At 69.4% G+C, this 19,030-nt stretch carries 17 protein-coding genes and 1 riboswitch; of the genes, 10 read left to right on the top strand and 7 right to left on the bottom strand.

Annotation, left to right across the window (positions count from 1 at the left end; genetic code table 11):
- Positions 1–54 precede the first annotated feature (54 nt).
- From ACFXJ8_RS39675 to ACFXJ8_RS39665, 3 genes are all read left to right on the top strand, one after another.
- A complete protein-coding gene (locus ACFXJ8_RS39675) occupies positions 55–705 on the top strand; it encodes an O-methyltransferase (protein ID WP_379650061.1) in 651 nt (216 codons plus the stop codon).
- Positions 706–781: 76 nt separating this feature from the next.
- Positions 782–1,351: a Uma2 family endonuclease gene (locus ACFXJ8_RS39670; protein WP_379650059.1), complete on the top strand. Its 570-nt coding sequence runs from the start codon at positions 782–784 to the stop codon at positions 1,349–1,351.
- Positions 1,352–1,562: 211 nt separating this feature from the next.
- A complete protein-coding gene (locus tag ACFXJ8_RS39665; RefSeq protein WP_379650057.1) occupies positions 1,563–2,510 on the top strand; it encodes a hypothetical protein in 948 nt (315 codons plus the stop codon).
- Positions 2,511–2,513: 3 nt separating this feature from the next.
- Here the strand turns inward: ACFXJ8_RS39665 and ACFXJ8_RS39660 are convergent, their stop codons facing one another.
- The 3 genes from ACFXJ8_RS39660 to ACFXJ8_RS39650 form a co-directional block, all read right to left on the bottom strand.
- A complete protein-coding gene (locus ACFXJ8_RS39660) occupies positions 2,514–3,092 on the bottom strand; it encodes a dienelactone hydrolase family protein (protein WP_379650055.1) in 579 nt (192 codons plus the stop codon).
- Between the two features lie 103 nt (positions 3,093–3,195).
- Positions 3,196–4,293 (bottom strand): branched-chain amino acid aminotransferase, encoded by a 1,098-nt coding sequence (locus ACFXJ8_RS39655; protein ID WP_379650054.1) that lies wholly within the window; start codon positions 4,291–4,293, stop codon positions 3,196–3,198.
- A 209-nt stretch (positions 4,294–4,502) separates the two neighbouring features.
- On the bottom strand, positions 4,503–5,555 hold the full coding sequence (locus ACFXJ8_RS39650; RefSeq protein ID WP_379650052.1) for a 3-isopropylmalate dehydrogenase: 1,053 nt from the start codon (positions 5,553–5,555) through the stop codon (positions 4,503–4,505).
- Positions 5,556–5,655: 100 nt separating this feature from the next.
- Positions 5,656–5,799, top strand: a riboswitch (cyclic di-AMP (ydaO/yuaA leader).
- 97 nt (positions 5,800–5,896) lie between these two features.
- Here ACFXJ8_RS39650 and ACFXJ8_RS39645 point away from each other — a divergent pair.
- On the top strand, positions 5,897–6,463 hold the full coding sequence (locus ACFXJ8_RS39645) for a C40 family peptidase (protein WP_379650050.1): 567 nt from the start codon (positions 5,897–5,899) through the stop codon (positions 6,461–6,463).
- Positions 6,464–7,111: 648 nt separating this feature from the next.
- Here the strand turns inward: ACFXJ8_RS39645 and serA are convergent.
- Positions 7,112–8,701 (bottom strand): phosphoglycerate dehydrogenase, encoded by a 1,590-nt coding sequence (gene serA / locus ACFXJ8_RS39640; protein ID WP_379650048.1) that lies wholly within the window; start codon positions 8,699–8,701, stop codon positions 7,112–7,114.
- A 228-nt stretch (positions 8,702–8,929) separates the two neighbouring features.
- On the opposite strand from serA, the gene ACFXJ8_RS39635 reads away from it, so the two are divergent.
- From ACFXJ8_RS39635 to ACFXJ8_RS39625, 3 genes are read left to right on the top strand one after another with little or no spacing between them, the layout of a single operon-like run.
- Positions 8,930–9,787, top strand: a complete 858-nt coding sequence (locus ACFXJ8_RS39635) for a hypothetical protein (RefSeq protein ID WP_379650046.1) — start codon at positions 8,930–8,932, stop codon at positions 9,785–9,787.
- A gap of 42 nt (positions 9,788–9,829) precedes the next feature.
- Positions 9,830–11,200 (top strand): MFS transporter, encoded by a 1,371-nt coding sequence (locus ACFXJ8_RS39630; protein ID WP_379650044.1) that lies wholly within the window; start codon positions 9,830–9,832, stop codon positions 11,198–11,200.
- Complete coding sequence (locus tag ACFXJ8_RS39625; protein ID WP_379650042.1) at positions 11,148–11,903, top strand: class I SAM-dependent methyltransferase; 756 nt, start codon at positions 11,148–11,150, stop codon at positions 11,901–11,903. Before ACFXJ8_RS39630 ends, ACFXJ8_RS39625 begins: the two co-directional genes overlap by 53 nt.
- Positions 11,904–11,945: 42 nt before the next feature.
- Here the strand turns inward: ACFXJ8_RS39625 and ACFXJ8_RS39620 are convergent, their stop codons facing one another.
- Genes ACFXJ8_RS39620 through ACFXJ8_RS39610 form a run of 3 tightly spaced genes read right to left on the bottom strand, consistent with a single transcriptional unit; the run spans position 11,946 to position 15,681 of the window.
- Entirely contained in the window at positions 11,946–14,480 is a 2,535-nt protein-coding gene (locus tag ACFXJ8_RS39620) for an ABC transporter permease (RefSeq protein ID WP_379650040.1), read from the bottom strand.
- On the bottom strand, positions 14,477–15,172 hold the full coding sequence (locus ACFXJ8_RS39615; RefSeq protein ID WP_379650039.1) for an ABC transporter ATP-binding protein: 696 nt from the start codon (positions 15,170–15,172) through the stop codon (positions 14,477–14,479). Before ACFXJ8_RS39615 ends, ACFXJ8_RS39620 begins: the two co-directional genes overlap by 4 nt.
- On the bottom strand, positions 15,169–15,681 hold the full coding sequence (locus ACFXJ8_RS39610; RefSeq protein ID WP_379650037.1) for a PadR family transcriptional regulator: 513 nt from the start codon (positions 15,679–15,681) through the stop codon (positions 15,169–15,171). The genes ACFXJ8_RS39615 and ACFXJ8_RS39610 overlap by 4 nt, the downstream gene beginning before the upstream one ends.
- Positions 15,682–15,761: 80 nt before the next feature.
- Here ACFXJ8_RS39610 and ACFXJ8_RS39605 point away from each other — a divergent pair, with 80 nt between their 5' ends.
- The 3 genes from ACFXJ8_RS39605 to ACFXJ8_RS39595 all read left to right on the top strand — a co-directional run bounded on the left by ACFXJ8_RS39605 (position 15,762) and on the right by ACFXJ8_RS39595 (position 18,744).
- Positions 15,762–16,313, top strand: a complete 552-nt coding sequence (locus tag ACFXJ8_RS39605) for an FHA domain-containing protein (protein WP_379650035.1) — start codon at positions 15,762–15,764, stop codon at positions 16,311–16,313.
- A 226-nt stretch (positions 16,314–16,539) separates the two neighbouring features.
- A complete protein-coding gene (gene dacB, locus ACFXJ8_RS39600) occupies positions 16,540–18,090 on the top strand; it encodes a D-alanyl-D-alanine carboxypeptidase/D-alanyl-D-alanine-endopeptidase (RefSeq protein ID WP_379650033.1) in 1,551 nt (516 codons plus the stop codon).
- A gap of 180 nt (positions 18,091–18,270) precedes the next feature.
- Positions 18,271–18,744: an anthrone oxygenase family protein gene (locus ACFXJ8_RS39595; RefSeq protein ID WP_379650032.1), complete on the top strand. Its 474-nt coding sequence runs from the start codon at positions 18,271–18,273 to the stop codon at positions 18,742–18,744.
- The last annotated feature ends 286 nt before the right edge of the window (positions 18,745–19,030 follow it).

Genomic DNA, 19,030 nt, shown 5'->3' with positions numbered 1-19,030 from the left:
ATAAGATCCGCTGTTGATCGCGTGCCAGCCTATCTCCTGGGAAGGATGCAGCTCATGAAGGCGTCCTACCTCTCACCTGCCGTCGGGCAGTACATCATGGCCCACTCCACCCGGCCCGACGACCTGCTCGACCAGCTCGCCGCCGAGACCCGCGAAGCCACCGGCACCCACGCCGGCATGCAGATCTCGCCCGACCAGGGCCGGTTCCTCACGATGATCACCCAGCTGATCCGGCCCGCTCTGGCCGTCGAGGTCGGCACCTTCACCGGCTACTCGTCGCTGTGCATCGCCCGCGGGCTGTCCGGCGGGCGGCTGCGCTGCTTCGACGTGAGCGAGGAATGGACCTCGATCGCCCGGCGGTACTGGGAGAAGGCGGGCGTCGCGTCCCGGATCACGCTCACCATCGGCCCGGCGGCCGACGCGCTGCGCGAGCTCGACGAGGAGATCGGCCTGGCCTTCATCGACGCGGACAAGGCGCACTACCCGGCGTACTACGAGCTGGTGATGGAACGGCTGCGGCCCGGCGGCGTGATCATGGTGGACAACACGCTGTGGAGCGGGTACGTCGCCGACCCCTCCTACGAGGACGCGACGACGCGCGGGATGCGCGAGTTCAACGACCTGGTGATGAACGATCCCCGCGTGACGTCGGTGATCTTGCCTATCGCGGACGGGCTGACCATGATTCGAAAGAATGAGCCATAACCTGACCGAGCCTTGACTACGATCAGTCGCGCGCCGAACACGTTGCGCTCGACCTCCCGGAGGGGATGATGATTGTATGGCCAAGGTTCTGGAGACCTACAGACGCGTCTGTAAGGCGTTCCCTGACCACCGGGCCGAGGTCGTCAACGGCCGGATCGTGGTGAGCGATGTGCCGACCTGGGAACACAGCAAGATCACTTCTCGGCTACTCAAGATGATTTTCGGTGTCATCGCCGAACACGATTGGGAGGTCGGCGAGCGGGTCAAGCTCTTCCTCGGCCCGCAGGCCGACCGTTACGTTCCTGATCTGACCGTGGTCCTGGGCGAACCACGCACGCGGGGTGACGATGAAGTCCACGCGCAGGACACGGCTCTTGTCGTGGAGGTCGCCTCGCCTTCCAGCGTTCACGACGACCACGTCACCAAGCCTCGCGAGTACGCCAAGGTAGGCGTCCCGCTATACCTCCTCATCGATCCCGCGCAGGGCATCGTCATCCTGTTCAGCCTGCCGACCGCGACCGGCTATCAGCATCGAACCGAGGTGGGCCTTGGCGCACCCCTCGACCTGTCCGAGCCGTGGAAGATCACCATCGACACCGGCCGGCTCATCGACTCCGACGAGGGGAAAACCAGTTCATCGGAGTGACTTCGCCGCGGGCTGAACCATCGACCTGACCCACCCGAACAACGGACCCAACCGGGCGCGCAGCGAACGTAACCACCGATCCGGCTGATCGCGGGATTGGTCGAAAAGGCGGGGCCGCGGCGTCAGTGTGCGGACCGCCCCGAGGGTGGGCATGCCACGCGGGCGTAGGTTTGGGCCGGAAGTGGCGGGAGAGTCCGGTGAGGTGGATGCGGTGCGGTGGTTGCGAGGCGGTCTGGCGGCGGCTCTGCTGATGGCGGCGTGTGGTTGCGCGGTGACCGGCTGGGGCGAGCGCCCGCAGGCGGCCGAGACCACCACGACGGCCGCTCCCTCCCCCGAGGAAACCGAGGACGCCCAGGCCACCAAAGACGCCACGGACGCCAAGAAGCCCACCGACGCGCGCGACCTCTACCTGGAGTCGCTCCGCCGGCAGGCGTTGCAGCCGACCATCACCACGGTGCAGGAGTACTACCGGCAGGAGAAGTTCTATCCCGGCGGCAGCCGCATGGTCGTGGTCGCGGGGTTCGACTACCGGACCAAGGACGTGCGGCTGGAGAAGTCGCAGGTGATCGTGACGGGCAGAAAGACCAGGACGTCGTACGCGGTCTGGTGCCTCAACGGGTCGGAGGAATGGCTCTGGAGCCTGGGCGACTGGACGAAGAGGTCCGGCCAGTGCCCGAGCCTGCCCTCGCAGGCGTGGCTCAACGACGGTCTCGGCGTCGGCGGGCTGACCGAGGAGCAGGCCGGAATCTTCGTTGGCAAGCTCGACGAGTGGAAGGGGCTGATCAGGGCCCGAGGGATGCGCTTGGTCAACCGGGGCGGCAAGCGGTACGTGCGTCTTGAGGTCAGGGTGGAACCGCTGGCGTTCGGCGGCGGCAGCCCGGTGGGGGCGGGCCTGTTCCACGACGCTTTCAAGCACACCGGGCTCGACTCGCTCGCGCACCCGTACGGTCTGCTGGCCAGCGGCCGGTCCGGCATGGACATCGTCCGCTACATCGACCCCGTGACCCGGCTGCCCGTCTACTCGGAGGTGCTGGAGACCGGTCATGGTGAGTGGAAGATGCACCGGGTCGAGTACGCGTTCGGCCGTCCGGTGGGCAGGAGCACCCTGCCCACCAAGCCCGGCATCGCCCGGCTGAAGTGGCAGCCGGAGGGAAAGTGACGGCTACTTGACGCCGTCGAGGAAGCCGAGCACCCGCTCAGTGAGCAGCGTGGCGGCCTGCTCGTCGTAGGAAGGCAGGCTGCTGTCGGCGAACAGGTGCTGGTCGCCGGGGTAGAGGAACAGTTCGGCGGCCGTGGTCGTCTCGACGAGCGTGCGGGCCGCGTCGAGGTCGCCCTCCCCCGCGAAGAACTCGTCGGCGTCCATGCCGTGGATCTGGACCGGGACGCCCTCCGGCCATGCGTCGCCGAACTCGGAGACCGGGACACAGGCATGCATCAGCAGCGCGCCCTTCGCCCCTGCTCGCGTCTGGGCCAACAACTGCGCAGGCAGGACACCAAGGGAGAATCCGGCGTAGACGAGCTCGCCGGGAAGTCCTTCGGCGGCGACCCGCCCGCGCTCGATGATCGTGCCGAACCCGGTCTCCTGAGCGTAGGCGGCGCCGTCCTCGAGCTGATCGAAGACGCGTCCCTCGTACAGGTCCGGGACGTGGACGGTGTGACCGGCCCGCCTGAGCACCTCGGCGAACTCGCGCACGCCGGACGTCAGCCCATGCGCGTGGTGGAACAGCAGCACGTCAGCCATATCGTTTCCCTTCGTCGAGAAAGCGAGTATCGCCGGTGCCCCCGACATTTTCCGTCGCGGAGGCTCCGGCCCGGAAACCGGCCCGGAGCCCAGGCGGGTCCTGCTACGACAGCTTGTGGATCCAGTGGTGGGTGTCGGGGCGCGTGCCGTACTGGATGCCCAGCAGTTCCTCCCGCACCTTCAGGGTCACCGGGCCGGGCGTGCCGTCGCCGATCGTCCAGGCGCGGTCGGCGCCCTTGACCGATCCGACCGGCGTCACGACCGCCGCCGTCCCGCACGCGAACACCTCGGTGAGCTCGCCTGACTCGCACCCGGCCTGCCACTCCTCGATGGAGATGCGCCCCTCCTCGGCCTCCAGCCCCAGGTCGGCGGCCAGGGAGAGGATGGAGTCGCGGGTGATGCCGGGCAGCAGGGTGCCGGTCAGCGCGGGGGTGAAGAGCTTCTCGCCGAAGACGAAGAACAGGTTCATCCCGCCCATCTCCTCGACGTACCTGTGCTCGTGGGAGTCGAGCCAGACCACCTGGTCGCAGCCGCGCTCGACGGCCTCGCGCTGGGCGACGAAGGCGCCGGCGTAGTTGCCGCCGCACTTGGCGGCGCCGGTGCCGCCGGGGGCGGCGCGGGTGTAGTCGGTGGACAGCCACACCGACACCGGCTGCACGCCGCCGGTGAAGTAGGAGGCGGCGGGCGAGGCGATCACCATGTACTTGTAGGTCTTGGAGGGGTAGTTGACACCCAGCCCGACCTGCGTCGCGATGATGAAGGGCCGCAGGTAGAGGCTGTGTCCCTCGCTGGTGGGCACCCACTCGCGGTCGGCCTGGACGAGCAGCTCGAGAGACTCGACGAAGGTCTCCTCCGGCAGTTCGGGCATGGCCATGCGCAGGCACGAGGCGTTGAAGCGGCCGGCGTTCGCGTACGGCCTGAACGTGGCGATCGACCCGTTGGCCTGGCGGTAGGCCTTGAGGCCCTCGAACAGCTCCTGCGCGTAGTGGAAGACGGAGGTCGCGGGGTCCAGGACGAGCGGCCCGTACGGCATGAGCCGCGCGTCGTGCCAGCCCCTGCCCTCGGTGTAGTCGATCGAGATCATGTGATCGGTGAAGGTCTGCCCGAACCCCGGGTTCGCCAGTACCTGCTCACGCTCCGCCGCGGTGCGAGCGTGGTCGGAGAGCTGCACATCGAAGCTGAGCTTCTGAGCGGTGGTCATGACGGAAATCCTTCTCTTTTCGCGAGATTTGCCCTGAGTCCATTTTGCGATGAACCGGGTAACGGGAACTTACAGCAAACGCCTGGCGTTCTCGCGAGCCGCCAGGCGTTGGTTGTGGTATCCAGGCGGCTACACGCTCGCCGGATCCCGGACAGTTTGGACCCGGCCGAAGGGCGCCAGGCCGCCTTTGGTGCTGGAGTGGCAGGCGGTCAGGCGCCGCCGGATACTCGTGCGGTGATGTCGTCGCCGATCTCGTGCGTCGTACGGCCGGCCCACCCGGCGAGGCGCTCGACGATGTCGTCGGCGACGGCCTGCTCGACGCGGGCCGCCTCCTCGGTCAGGCCGAGGTGGTCGAGCATCATGGCGACGGACAGGATGGTGGCGGTCGGGTCGGCCTTGCCCTGGCCGGCGATGTCGGGCGCGCTGCCGTGGACCGGCTCGAACATGCTGGGCGCGGTCCTGTCGGGGTTGATGTTGCCGCTGGCGGCCAGCCCGATGCCGCCGGCGATGGCGGCGCCGATGTCGGTGATGATGTCGCCGAACAGGTTGTCGGTCACGATCACGTCGAAGCGCTCAGGCTGGCTGACGAAGAACATCGAGGCGGCGTCGATGTGCTGGTAGTCGGTCGTGACGTCGGGGAAGTCGGCGGCGACCCGGTTGAACGTGCGCATCCAGAGGTCGCCCGCGTAGGTCAGCACGTTGGTCTTGTGGACCAGCGTGAGCTTCTTGCGGGGGCGCTCGGCGGCCTTGGCGAAGGCGTAGCGGACCACGCGCTCGACGCCGTAGGCGGTGTTGAGCGACTCCTGGGTGGCGATCTCGTGGGGCGTGCCGCGCCGCAGGACGCCGCCTGCTCCCGCGTAGAGGCTCTCGGTGCCCTCGCGGACGACGACCATGTCGATGTCTTCGGCGGTGGTGTCGGCCAGCGGGGTCTCCACGCCGGGGAAGAGCTTCACCGGGCGCAGGTTGACGTAGTGGTCGAGCTCGAAGCGGAGTCGCAGCAGCAGGTCGCGCTCGAGCACCCCCGGCGGGACGCTCGGGTCGCCGATCGCGCCGAGCAGGATGGCGTCGTAACCGCGCAGCTCCTGCAGGGTTTCGTCGGTGAGGGTCTCACCGGTGGCGTTGTAGCGGGTGGCGCCCAGATCGTAGTGGGTGGTCTCGATCTTGGCGCCGACCGCCTCCAGGACCTTGAGCCCTTCGGCGACGACCTCGGTGCCGATCCCGTCCCCGGGGATGACGGCCAGACGAATGTTGCGCGACTCCATGGCCGGTACCTTACCTGCTCGTCTCGGCTGGCGAACACCGCATCTCAAGGTCCGGACATTCCGTTTTGTCTGGATTGCGGTCTTTTGACCCTTTCGTTAGAGTCCCTGCCAGCCTAATCCGCTGCGACGTCCGCACGGAGCCGGGGACCCATTCCCCCCTGGGGCGAATCGGCATCCCCATGTCGTAGGGCGACTTCCACGCCCGAGCCCGTCAGCTAACCCGGTCGGCCCCGTGGAAGGACATTCCCCTGTCTCGGATCATCACGGCCGCCGTTGTCGGCGGCCTCCTCGCCGTAGGATCAACCGCCGCCGCCTCCCCCGCGACGGCCGCCCCCATCCAGGTGAAGCCCCCCAAGAGCCAGCCGGTCCAACCTGGCGACACCAGGCCCGCTCAGGCCGACCCCGCCCGTACGGTGACCCTCACCGGAGCGGACATCAAGAAGGCCCAGCTCAAGCAGACCCCCAAGCCCGCATGGCAGATCGCGTTGAAGTTCGCGATGTCCAAGCAGGGCACGCCGTACGTCTGGGGCGGCACCAGCCCCAGCGGCTACGACTGCTCGGGGCTGATGCTGAGGGCCTACCAGAAGGCGGGGATCCAGCTTCCCCGTGTGGCCCGCGACCAGTACCGGGCCTTCGACAAGAAGATCGAGTGGAAGGACCTGAAGCCCGGCGACCTGGTGTTCTTCAGCAACCTCGGGCACGTCGGAATGATCTCCAAGGACGGCTACATGGTGCACGCGCCGCGCACCGGTGACGTGGTGAAGGAGGAGAAGCTCAGCGCGTGGCGCCGGCAGGCGTTCGTCGGCGCGGTACGGCCCGACCCGAAGGGCGTGGCGCAGGCGCGGGAGCTGGCCGAGGCCGAGAGCGAGGCCGAGTCGGCCCCGCTGTCACTACGGGCCACTCTTTAGATTCCCATTCATCAGCCCGGGAGCCACCGTCCCCAGGGGTTCCCGGGCTGACGCGTGCGCGCAGGGACGGCCCGGTGGAGCAGGGGGAACTCCACCGGGTGGTCCCGTTCAGCGGGGAAAGGGGGAGCCGCCGTTGTCCCTGCGATCCAGCGCGGTCTGGACGGCCTCCGCCGCCTCCTCGTCATGGTCTTCGGCGCGGTTCCATGGATACATGTCGTACACGTGACTCAACTCGTTTCGCGGACGCGAGTGGATCGGACGTCGGATCCCGGTCGCGAATCCGACCGGGCCTGAACTCGTGGGTCCGGATCACGGACCAGACGAATGGGGACTTAAGGCCGACGCAACGCCGCTCACCGCGACGGGTAGTCGACCTGCCCTAACAGGCCCCGTCGCGGCAGGTAAGAATTACGAGCACCCAGCGCATCCATTCCAAAGTACCTGGCACATTCCGGGCTGTCTCGTTGGGCGTCCGAACATCTCACTATTTGAGACGCCGTTGCGGCGGCGCGCGGGAGCTCCCCGAGGAGCGTCCCCTGGACGGGCACCGCCCGGTGACCACGCAGGCGCGTGGTACGGCTTGCCGTACAGACGCAGAAAAAACGCCTCCGCACCACAGGTGCGGAGGCGTTCCGAAGGCGGAGCCGGTCAGTCGGTGAGGTCCACCGAGCGCCCGCTGTCGGCGCCGATCTCGGCGACGATCTGGTCCACCACGTCCGCCGGGATCGCCGAGTCGACGGTCAGCGCGATCAGCGCCTTGCCGCCCTTGACGTCCCGCGCGACCTGCATGGAGGCGATGTTGATGCCCTTCTCGCCCAGCAGGTGGCCCACGACGCCGACGATGCCGGGCCGGTCGGTGTAGGTGAAGAAGGCCAGGTGGTCGGTCGGCTCGATCTCCATCTCGTAGCCGTTGACCTCGACGATCTTGGTGATCTGGCGCGGCCCCGAGAGCGTGCCCGACACCGAGACGGTCCGGCCGTCGGCCAGCACGCCGCGGACGCTGACGACGTTGCGCCAGTCGGGGCTCTCCGAGCTGGTAACCAGCTCGACGGTCAGCCCGCGCTCCTTGGCCAGCAGCGGCGCGTTCACGTAGGTGACCGCGTCCTCGATGACGTCGGTGAAGACGCCCTTGAGCGCGGCCAGCTCCAGCACCCGCACGTCCTGCGCGGCGATCTCGCCGCGCACCTCGACGTCGAGCTTGGTGGCCGTCTCACCGGCCAGCGCGGTGAAGACACGGCCCAGCTTCTCGGCCAGCGGCAGGCCAGGCTTGACCTCCTCGGCCACCGCGCCGCCCTGGACGTTGACCGCGTCGGGCACGAACTCACCGGCGAGGGCGAGCTTGACGCTGCGCGCGACCTGGGTGCCCGCCTTCTCCTGCGCCTCGTGGGTGGAGGCGCCGAGGTGCGGGGTGGCGACGACCTCGTCCAGCTCGAACAGCGGGCTGTCGGTGCAGGGCTCCTTGGCGAACACGTCGAGGCCCGCGCCCGCCACGCGGCCCTCCTTGATCGCGGAGTAGAGCGCGGCCTCGTCGACGATGCCGCCGCGGGCCACGTTGATGATCCGCACCGACGGCTTGACCTCGTGCAGCTCCTTGTCGCCGATGAGCCCGAGGGTCTCCTTCGACTTCGGCAGGTGCACGGTGATGAAGTCGGCGGTCCTGATGACCTCGTCGAGACCGGCCAGCCTGACGCCCATCGCCGCGGCGCGGGCCGGGGGCAGGTAGGGGTCGTAGGCGATCAGCTCGACGCCGAACGGCTGCAGCCGCTGCGCCACGAGCTGGCCGATCTTGCCGAGACCGAGGATGCCGACGATCTTCTCGTCGAGCTCGACACCGGTGTACTTGGACCGCTTCCACTCGCCGTTCTTGAGCGCGGCGTGGGCCTGCGCGGTGTTGCGGGCGCTGGCCAGGATGAGCGCGATCGTCTGCTCGGCGGCGCTGGTGATGTTGGAGGTCGGGGCGTTCACGACCATGACCCCGGCCTTCGTCGCCGCCTCGACGTCGACGTTGTCGAGGCCGACACCCGCGCGGGCGACGACACGCAGTTTCGGCGCCGCGGCGATGGCCTCGGCGTCCACCTGGGTGGCGGAACGGACGATGAGCGCGTCCACGCCGGCGAGCGCGGGCAGGAACTGGGAGCGGTCGGCGCCGTCGGTGTGACGGACTTCGAAGTCCGCGCCGAGCACGGCGAGACCTGCTTCCGACAGCTCCTCGGCGACCAGAACGACGGGCTTGTTCACTGGTGGATCCTTTGGGCGAGCGACGGGCTGAGGGACACGTCGGCGGGCCCCTCGGATCCCTCTGAGTCTATCGGTGCTTGTGAACGCATTCACGAGGGTCTCAGGATCTGGGCGCTGCCGTACCCACGAGCCGAGAACTCATCCCAACCGGAGCCAACTTTGTCTTGATCTGGGGATTTCTTCGCTATTAGCCTGATAAGCCGTGGGCAACTACCTATCGTTCACCATATGAGCATCGGGAACCCCTCTCTCGCCGACGTGCTCGTCCAGCACGGCAGTCCGCACCTGCTGCTGGCCGCACTCGCCGATAAGGGAATCCTGGTCGCCGTGCGCCCTGACCGTTCCGTCGTCCTGGGCACGACCCAGGTCGGTGATCGCGTCCTGCTCGGTTATACCGGGCCGCAGACCTACGCACGGCACCGGGGCGGCCATTCGCTGTCGGCCTGCGACGCCGACACCATCCTCGACATCCAGCGCGTCACCGGCGTGCGGGAGATCGTGATCGACGCCGCAGGCCCGGCCGCGGCAGCCGTACCGATCGAGGATCTCCAGCGGTACCTGGCCTCGACGCGGACGGGGCCGCAGCCGGTGCTGTCCGGCGCGATGCCCACCGCGTACGCGACGGGCGCCATGGCCGCGATCTCGCACGGCGGGTCGGTGCTGCAGAGCGCGCCGCCCGTGCAGGTCGCCCCAGCGCCGCCGTCGTGGATCCCCGCGCCGCGGCCCCACCTGTCGGGGCCGATGCAGCAGGTGGATCCCGGCTACCGCCGCTGCACGCACCCGATCATGCCCGCGCTGCGGCAGGCGATCGCCCTGCTGCTGGCCGACTATCCGCTGGTCCACCACGTGTGGATCTCCGAGGCGCGCACCGCGTCGGGCGCCCCGGGGATCATGCTGCACGTCAAGGTCCACATGTCGGCCGCCGAGGACGTGGTTCGCGACCTGCACCGCGGGGTGCGCGCCAGGCTGCCGCAGCTGGCGGCCAGCGAGGCGCCGATCCTCATGGCACGGGTGGCCGACGCGCGCAGCGAGCGCAGGATGGTGGAGTTGGGCGCGCACGTGGTGTGCGCCGACGTCACGGACTGATTGGGCCTACCGACCAAGGGCTCGCTCGGTTTGAATGAGCCCATGATCGTCTCCACGCGGGTACGGCTCGGCTACGGCGTGGGCTCGTTCTGCACGGCCACCTTCGCCGCGGTGCCAGGACTGCTCCTGCTGTACTACATGACCAACTTCCTCGCCGTGCCCGCGTGGCTGGCGGGGCTGGTCGTGGCCGCGCCCAAGGCATGGGACCTGCTCGTCAACCCGCTGGTGGGCCGGTGGTCCGACCGGACGGTGTCGAGGCTTGGCCCGCGCAGGCCGTGGATGCTGGCGGGCGCGTGCACGCTGCCGCTCGCCTTCGCCGCGCTGTTCGCGGGCCCTCCGCTCACCGGCACGCCCGCCGCCGTCTACGTGGCCGTCGTGTTCCTGGTCGCCGCCACCGCATACGCGCTGTTCGAGGTGCCGTACAAGGCGATGCCCGCCGAGATGACCGGCGACTACCACGAGCGGACCGCGCTGCTGCAGTGGCGGATGGTCTTCATCGGCGCGGCCACCGTGATCAGCGGCATCGTCGCCCCCGCGATCGTCAACAGCCAGGGCGACAGCGGCACCCTGTCCAGCTACCGGCTGATGGGCGTGACCATCGCGATCGTGATGCTGGCCGCCATGCTCGGCTCCTTCTTCGGTACGGCCCGCGCCCCGATGACCGGCGCCCCCGAACCCGACGGCGGCTCGCTGTGGTCGCAGTTCGCCGTCGTGCGCGGCAACCCGTCGTATCTGTGGCTGCTGGCGTTGAGCTGCACGCAGTTCCTGGCCGTCGGGGTGATGCTGGCGGCGGCGCCGTACTTCGCGACCTACGTCCTCGGCGACCCCAAGGCCACCAGCACGCTGTTCGCCGCGCTCGTCGGGCCGATCCTGCTCACGATGCCGCTGTGGGTGAAGCTGTCCAAGCGCTACGACAAGCGCGGCGCGATGCTCATCGCCGGACTGATCTTCGCCGGTGGTACGGCGGCGGCCACCGCCACCCCGCTGCTCGGCGACGTGTTCGCGCACTTCATGCTGCTGGTGGTGGGCATCGGATTCTCCGGCGCCCAACTGCTGCAGTTCTCGATGCTGGCCGACGTGATCGCCTTCGACGCCGCCACGACCGGAAAGCGTCGTGCGGGGGTCTTCACCGGGCTCTGGACGGCGATCGAGAGCGCGGTGAGCGCCTTCGGCGCGCTGATCTTCGGGGCGGTGCTGTCGTTGGGCGGATTCGTGTCATCTGATCCGGGAACGCCCGTGGCGCAGCCCGATTCCGCGATCACCGCGGTGCTCCTCGGTCAAACAGCCGTGCCAGCCTTCATTATTATTCTTGCCGTTCTCATGACGTTCCGTTACCGATTGACAGCGGAACATGTTCTCCATGACGCGCTCCAGTCTTCTCCATCAGGCGAGATACGCCCTGCGGCACCCTGACCGAGTCATCCCCCACGCGCGGCGGCTCACCAGGGACCTGTGGTTCCGGCTCCAGAGCCGCGACCACGTCGACTACTACCGGGCGGTGATGCGCTCCGACACCGAGCGCAACCCCGACCGCGCCGTCGGCTCCAAGAGCAGGGAGCGCTGGCTGAAGCTCGGCCGGACGCAGTTCGACTACCTCGTCGAGCACGGCCTGAAGCCCGAGCACCGCATGCTGGAGATCGGCTGCGGCAACCTGCGCGCGGGCCGCCTGTTCATCGACTACCTGTCCCCCGGCCACTACTACGGCCTCGACATCTCCCCCGACATCCTCTTCGCCGCCCAGCGGACGCTGGCCGACTACGGCCTGCAGGACAAGCTTCCCCGCCTGACCCCCGTCCACGACCTGCGCTTCGACTTCCTGCCCAACGAGTACTTCGACGTCGTCCACGCCCACAGCGTCTTCTCCCACTCCCCGCTGCACGTGATCGAGGAGTGCTTCGCGAACGTGGGGCGCGTCATGAAGCCCGACGGCTGGTTCGACTTCACCTTCGACAGGACGCAGGGCAAGGAGCACCACGTCCTGCGCGAAGACTTCTACTACCGCACCGAGACGCTCGTGGAGCTGGCCGGGCGGTACGGCCTGTCGGCGACGTTCATGGACGACTGGGAGCAGCTCCCGCACAAGCAGTCCAAGATCCGCGTGCGTCGCATCAGCTGAGCATCGGTGTCCCGCCGCCTCGGGCGAGGCGGCGGGACAGGTTCAGGTGAGGCGGCGGGTCACGGTCAGCTTGTGCGCTCGGGTGAACGCGCCCGCGACCAGCGCGGCCAGCAGCGGCAGCCCGAGCACGAGGACGCCGACCAGTGACCACGGCACGTCGATCGTCGCGGGACCGGGGTCGGTCTGGACCCGGAAAGGGCCGAAGCCCAGGGTTCTGCCGCCACTCGTGGTCATCGACCAGGCCAGCGCGATGCCGGGGACGACGCCGGCGACGGCGCCCACCAGCGCACCCAGGCCCGCGATGTAACCGGCCTGCCCCGCGACCACCAGCCGGCCTGTCCTGGCGGGCGCGCCCACCGCCGAGACGGTCGCGAGATCGGGCCGCATGTCGGCCGCCGCCAGCGCGGTCGCCACCAACGTGCCACCGAGCATCAGGATCAGCGCGCCGCCCATCAGCACGAGCAGCTCGGCGCCGATGTCGCGGTGGTAGCCCCTCTCCACGTGGACATAGGTGTCCGCCTCGACCGCCGACAGATCCCCCTGCAACCTCTTCACGTCCTTCGGCAGGTGGCGTGCGACCAGTTCTCGCTCCTTGAGCTCCCAGCCCTTGGCCTTGGCCGCCGACGGCGGGAGCAGCACGACGCCGACCGATCGATCGGCCGCCTTCGCCACGACGGCGGGCATCTCGAAGGTCTCGACGTGGTCGGAGTCCTCGTAGGTGGTGGCCGCGACGAACAGCCTGCCCTTCCGCAGGTACGAGGGGTCGAAGACCACCGCCTTCCCCTCCGCGAACGCGGCGGCCGTACGCGGTACGTGCCCGCCCTGCAGGAGGTCGAGCAGCCGCTGGTCGCCGATGGCGAAGTCGAAGAGGGCCGGATCGCACCTGCACGTGAACGGCCCCTGCGCGACCAGGGAGAGTCTCTGGCCCTTGCCGTTCATCGCCTGGTACGCCCCGACCGGCGTGACACCGGGCAGCCGCTCCATCGCGGCCGTGCGCACCTTCGCCCACGCCGCGTCGTCCGCGTTGCCCGCCCTGATCGACAGCGTGCCGGCCGGGAGGTAGGAGCGGTAGGACTCCGCGGCGTCGAGGTGCTGGCTGTTGATGCCGATGCCCATGGTGACGGCTCCGGCCGTCGCCGTCATCACGGCCGCGACCGCCGATGCCGTACGCACGCGATGGCGGACGGCGTCGCGGACGCTCAGCCGCAGCGCCAGCGGCAGCCGTACGGCGAGCCGCCCCGTGAGCCTCACCAGCCAGGGCATCAGCGCCACCATCCCGAGCATCCCGATCATGGCCGCCACGAAGATCCAGACCTCCTCGGTCCTGGCCGCCAGCACGACCGCGACGACGCTCGCCGCCAGGAGCACCAGCCCGAGAGCGGGCTTGCCCGCCCTGTCGCGGGTCGCTCCCGAGCGCCCGGCCAGCACGGCGGCGGTGTCCTGCCGCGCTGCCTGCAGCGCGGGGACCAGGGCCGCCACCGCGCCGCTGAGCAGCCCGATCATCGCGACCCCGGCCACAAGCTGCCAGGGCACCTCGGCCGGGCCCACGGTGTTCGAGAACAACGGGACGAGCAGCAGCCCGCCCGCCGTGCCGACGACGGCGGCTGCCACGGCGGAGACGCCGCCCATGACCAGGCCGTCGGCCAGCACGATCGCGCGCAGGTGCGCCTTCGAAGCCCCCTGGGCGGCGATCACGGCCAGCTCGGTCCTGCGCCGTCGCAGCCCGATCGCGAACGCGGGCCCCGCCAGCAGGACCGTCTCCGCCGTCACCATGAAGACCGCCAGAGCGACCGTCATCACTTGCGTGATCGACGCAAGAGGGAGCATCGGCCTGTTCTGTTCGGCGGTGAGAGCCGAGAGACCCACGAGGCCGACCTCGTTGAGGCGGCGGGTGTCGGCGAGCGTCGCGGGGGACGGGGTGTCGGCCAGCCAGCCGGTGCCCTGGCCGTCGCGCTTGTCCAGCAGCAACGCCCCTCTGAAACCGATGACCTCGGCGTGCTTGGAGCTGAACGGGTACGCCACCACGCCCACCACCCGCACCTGGCGGTTCGCGCGGGTGACCTTGATCGTGTCGCCCGGGCGGAACGGAAGCCCATTCGCGACGACGACCTCGTCGGGACTCGCCGGGTAGCGGCCCTCGACCAGCGGCCGCATGCCCTTGGTCAGGGGATCGCGCAGGTCGATCTCCGCGGCGCTGACGTGCTCGTAGCCGTCGGCCCCCCAGATGTCGACGCTGCCCTCGTCGAAGCCGATCAGCCTGGTGCCGGGCCGCAGCCGCGCCGCTACCTCCGCCATGGTCGTGGGTTGGCCACGCTTCCGCCCTGCGGAGATGCCGACGGGGTATCCGCTGTCACCGTGCTGTTCGCTGATCCTGTCATAGCGCGTCGTCTTGATCCGCAGGTCGGCCGCGCCCAGCTTCCTGACCAACCCCTCACTGCCCGTCACCTGGGCCGTCGCGACGAAGGTGAGCAATCCGGTAATCACCAGGACCGGCAGCCCGATCATCACCATGATCAGCGCGGTGCGCCCCTTGGCTCTGACGGCGTCCCGGCGCGAGATGCGCAGTGCGACCCTCATCCGACGCTCACCGCGGGCGCGCTCGTCACGTCGGCGATCTGCCCGTCGCGCAGGAACACCACCCGGTCCGCCCACCCCGCGTAGCGGGACTCGTGGGTGACCAGCAGCACCGCCGCGCCCGCCTCGCAGCGCGTTCGGAGTAACTCGAGGATCTCGTCGCCGGTCGGGGTGTCCAGCGCGCCCGTCGGCTCGTCGGCCAGGATCAGCCGCCGCTCGCCCACCAGCGACCTGGCGATCGCGATGCGCTGACGCTGCCCGCCCGAGATCTCGTCGGGGAACCTGTCGGCCATGTGCGCCAGGCCGACCTCGCCCAGCACCGCCAGCGCCTCCTGCCTGGCCTCGCGGACCCGCACGCCGTCGAGCTCTCTGGGGAGCATGACATTCTCCACCGCGGTCAGCGAGGGGATGAGGTTGAGGTCCTGGAAGACGTAGCCGACGCTCCTGCGCCGCAGCGCGGCCAGGTCCTTGACCGTCGACAGGTCGACCCCCTCGACCGCGACCGTGCCGCCGGTCGGCCTGTCCAGGCCACCGGCGAGGTTGAGCAGCGTCGACTTGCCGGACCCCGAAGGGCCCATGACCGCCACCAACTCCCCCGCGTCGACCTCCAGGCTGACGCCCTTCAGTGCGTGGACCGCCGCGTCACCTTCCCCGTGCACGCGCTCCACGTCCCGCAGCGCCACCACTCGCGTCATGCTCCTGCCTCCTTGAGTACGGCCTCGCAGTGGTCGAGCCAGCGCTGCTCGGCCTCGGCCTGAAAGATCATCGAATCCAGCACGAGCCGCTGGGCCGGGCCGACCGCGCCCGCGCGCTTGGCTCTGGTCAGCTCCTGAAGGGTGCGCATCGTGGCGGTTCGCTGGCGTTGGACGACCTTGCCGACGTCCACGTCCTTCGCGGTGACGGCCATCGCGAGCTTGATGACCAGCTCGTCCCTCGGCCGGTCGGACTGGGCGACGGGGGTGCTGAACCATCGCTCCATCTCCGCCCGACCGGCCTCGGTGACCGTGTAGACGACCCGGCCCTGCTCGTCCTCCTCTCCGGAGGCGACCAGGCCGTCTCGCTCCATGCGGGAAAGCGTCGTGTAGACCTGGCCGATGTTGAGCGGCCAGGTCGCCCCCGTCGACGCCTCGAACTCCGCGCGCAGTTGATAGCCATACCTGGGGCCCTGGCTGAGCAACGCCAGCAGCCCGTGTCTGATGGACATGAATACTGAGTATGCATACTCAGTATGCCCCGTTCAAGGTTTTCTGGACAGGAAACGCGGTTCGGGCCGATACTCGGGGCATGAGCTCGACGCAACCCCCATTTCGCGCATCCGATGGGGAACGTGATCGCGCCATCGACGAGCTCCGCGACCGCGCCGTCGAAGGGCGCCTGAGCCACGACACGTTCGTGGGCCGAGTCGATCAGGCGCTGCGGGCCCGCAGCCGCCACGAGCTCGACGACCTGGTCGCCGACCTCCCCCCGCCCAACACCTTCAGGCAGCGGCTGACCGACGTGGTCGCCTCGGTCTCGGAGCTCACCACCCGTCTGCAGTCCGCCTGGCGCAAGCCGCGGCTGCCGCGGCTGGCGCTTCCCGACGACAGCAGGCTCAGATACGTGGTGGGCCGCGGATCGGCCTGCGATCTGGTGCTGGCCGACCTGACGGTGTCGAGAGTGCATGCCGAGCTGCGCAAGGGCGACGACGGGTCGTGGATGCTCGTCGACCTGGGGTCGCTGAACGGCACCCGGCTCAACGGGTGGCGACTGGTGGGCCCGGCGCGGGTGCGCTCGGGTGACGAGATCTCGTTCGGGGACGTGGGTTTCCTGGTCTCCAGTACGGCAAGCGCCCGATAAGCCACCGTTCGTCACCGGTGGCCGTCTGTCGAGCACGCATGCTCCAGCGGGACTCCGGCTGAGGTCCGCGACGTTGCCCGTTCCCTGTGTCACCGTAGTGCGGTCGGCCGTCCGAGCCCGGCCCAGCACGGGACACCAGTGCGAAAGATACGGAAATTTGCGGATTGCGGGGAGAAGCCGGCGCTCCCATGATCCCTCCGAGACCTTACGCACCCTGGAGACCTCCATGCGTCGCACCCCAGCCTCACTCGTCGCCGGCACGCTCGTCGCCGCCCTCGCGTGGGCGTCCAGCCCTGTCTCCCCCGCCACCGCCGCCGACCCCTCGCCCGGCGTGGCCGACCTCACCCAGGACCTCAATCAGATCCTCAGCGACTCCCGCCTCGACATCGGCCGTGCGGGCGTCGTGGTCAAGAGCGCCAACACCGGCGAGGAGCTCTACTCGACCGACGCGGGCAAGCTCATGACCCCCGCCTCCAACGCCAAACTGTTCACCTCGGCCGCCGCGGCCGAGGTGCTCGGCCTCGACTACCGCTTCACCACCAGCGCCCTGGCCGCCGGCCGGACGATCGGCTCGGTCCTCAAGGGCGACCTGGTGCTGCGCGGCACCGGCGACCCGACCATGCTCGCCGCCGACTACGACGCGCTGGCCGCCGCCGTCGCCGCGAAGGGCGTCAAGATCGTCACCGGCAAGCTGGTCGCCGACGACACCTGGTTCGACACCGTCCGGCTCGGCCAGGACTGGGCGTGGGACGACGAGACCGCCTACTACGCCGCCCAGATCTCCGCGCTGACCGCCTCTCCCGACAGGGACTACGACGCGGGCTCGGTCGTCGTCTCGGTGGCGGCCGACGGCGACAAGGTCAAGGTCAGCACCACCCCCGAGACCGACTACCTGAAGATCGTCAACAACGCCACCGTGGGCGCCTCTACCGACGTGCTCATCGAACGCCAGCACGCCACCAACACGGTCGTCATCACCGGCACCGTGGCCGGGCCGTACGACGAGTGGGTGGCCGTCGACAACCCCACCCGCTACGCCGCCTCCCTGTTCCGCAAGGCGCTGACCGCCCACGGCGTCAAGGTCCTCGGCCCCACCGTCAGCGGCGCCGCCGCCGAAGGGGCGAGCGAGCTGGCCAAGCACGAGTCGATGCCGCTGAGCGAACTGCTGGTGCCGTTCATGAAGCTCAGCAACAACATGCACGCCGAGATCCTCACCAAGGCCATGGGCCGCAAGGTGTCGAACCAGGGCACCTGGCCGGCCGGGCTCAAGGCCACCTCCGACTTCGCCAAGGCCAACGGGGTCCAGATCCTGAACCTGCGCGACGGCTCGGGCCTTTCCCGCCGCGACGGCGTCACCGCGACGTCGATCACCCAGCTGCTGCTGTCGGTGCGGGGCAAGCCGTGGTTCAAGACCTGGTACGACGCGCTGCCCATCGCGGGCAACGCCGACCGCCTCACCGGCGGCACCCTGCGCAGCCGGATGCGCGGCACGCCCGCCGCGAACAACGTCCACGCCAAGACGGGGTCGCTGACGAGCGTCACGTCGCTGTCCGGGTACGTCACCAGCGCCGAGGGCGAGCCGCTGGTGTTCGCCATCCTGCTGAACCAGTACCTGTCCGGCTCGCCCAAGGACATCGAGGACAAGATCGCGGTACGGCTGGCGAAGTTCAGCCGCACCACGCCCGACACCACCGCCCAGCTGCGCACCGACGACACCCCGGCCGCGCAGGAGGGCGGCGACCTGGAGTGCTCGTGGCTGAAGCCGGTCCAGTGCTGACCCGCTGACATCACATCGGCCCGCCTGGTTCCTTTCGACCCGGGCGGGCCTTCTGTTCTCCGTGCCCGCGTACTCCCGGCGTCGTAGATCGATCGGCCCGCTGTCGTCCCTCGGCAGCAGCGGCGGAAGCCTCCTCAGGTGGGACGACCGGGCTGGGCGAGCGGTCGAGAATCTCCAGCCATGAGAACCTCAGCCAGGTATGTCCACGGGGCGGCGCTGCTGGCCACCGGCCTGCTCGCGGGCGCTTTCGGGTACGGCGCGGCCAACGTGATCCCCACGTTCAACGCCGTGCCGATGGATGTCCGCCTGACCTTCCACACCGCGATGATGCAGGTCAACGAACCCGTCATGCAGAGCGCGATGGCGCTGGCGATCCTGTCCTCGTTCGCCCTTGCGGTCCTCGCGCGCGGCCTGCCCCGGCGGCTGGCCCTCGGGGCGGGTTCGCTGGCGGTGAGCACGCTGCTGGTGACGGTGTTCGGCAACGTCCCGCTGCACGCGCACTTCCGGCAGTGGGCCGCCACCTCCGCCCCGGCCGGTTACATCGAGATCGTGCAGCGGTGGGAGCTCTTCCACACCCTTCGCACCCTGACTGCCATCGCCGCGTTCGCCCTGATCATCGCGGCCGCCATCTCCGCCCGGCCCTCCAGCCGATAGGGAACCGGCCAAGGGTCAGCCGTCTCGCCTGCCCTTCCTCGACGCGGGTCGGTTTCGGCCGAACTTTCCGTAACGGCGCCCGGCCACGGACGCTCGGTGATGCGTATCCCTGGATGGAGGCCGGCCCCGCGCCCAGGGTGGCGCGTGGCCGGGCTTGCCGTAACCCTCCTGGCAACGCTCATCCCCGCACCTCTGACCCGAAAATAACGATCATGTGGGCAGGCGGCAGCGAACCCCGGCGCGCAGGCATCGGGCAGGGCCAGTGAGAGCCGTATGAGTCAGGCAG

Origin of the sequence: Nonomuraea sp. NPDC059194 (assembly GCF_042754765.1) — a bacterium.
GTDB lineage: Bacteria > Actinomycetota > Actinomycetes > Streptosporangiales > Streptosporangiaceae > Nonomuraea.
The sequence above is the reverse complement of the archived record's forward strand: the minus strand, read 5'-3'. Positions and strand labels throughout refer to the sequence as shown.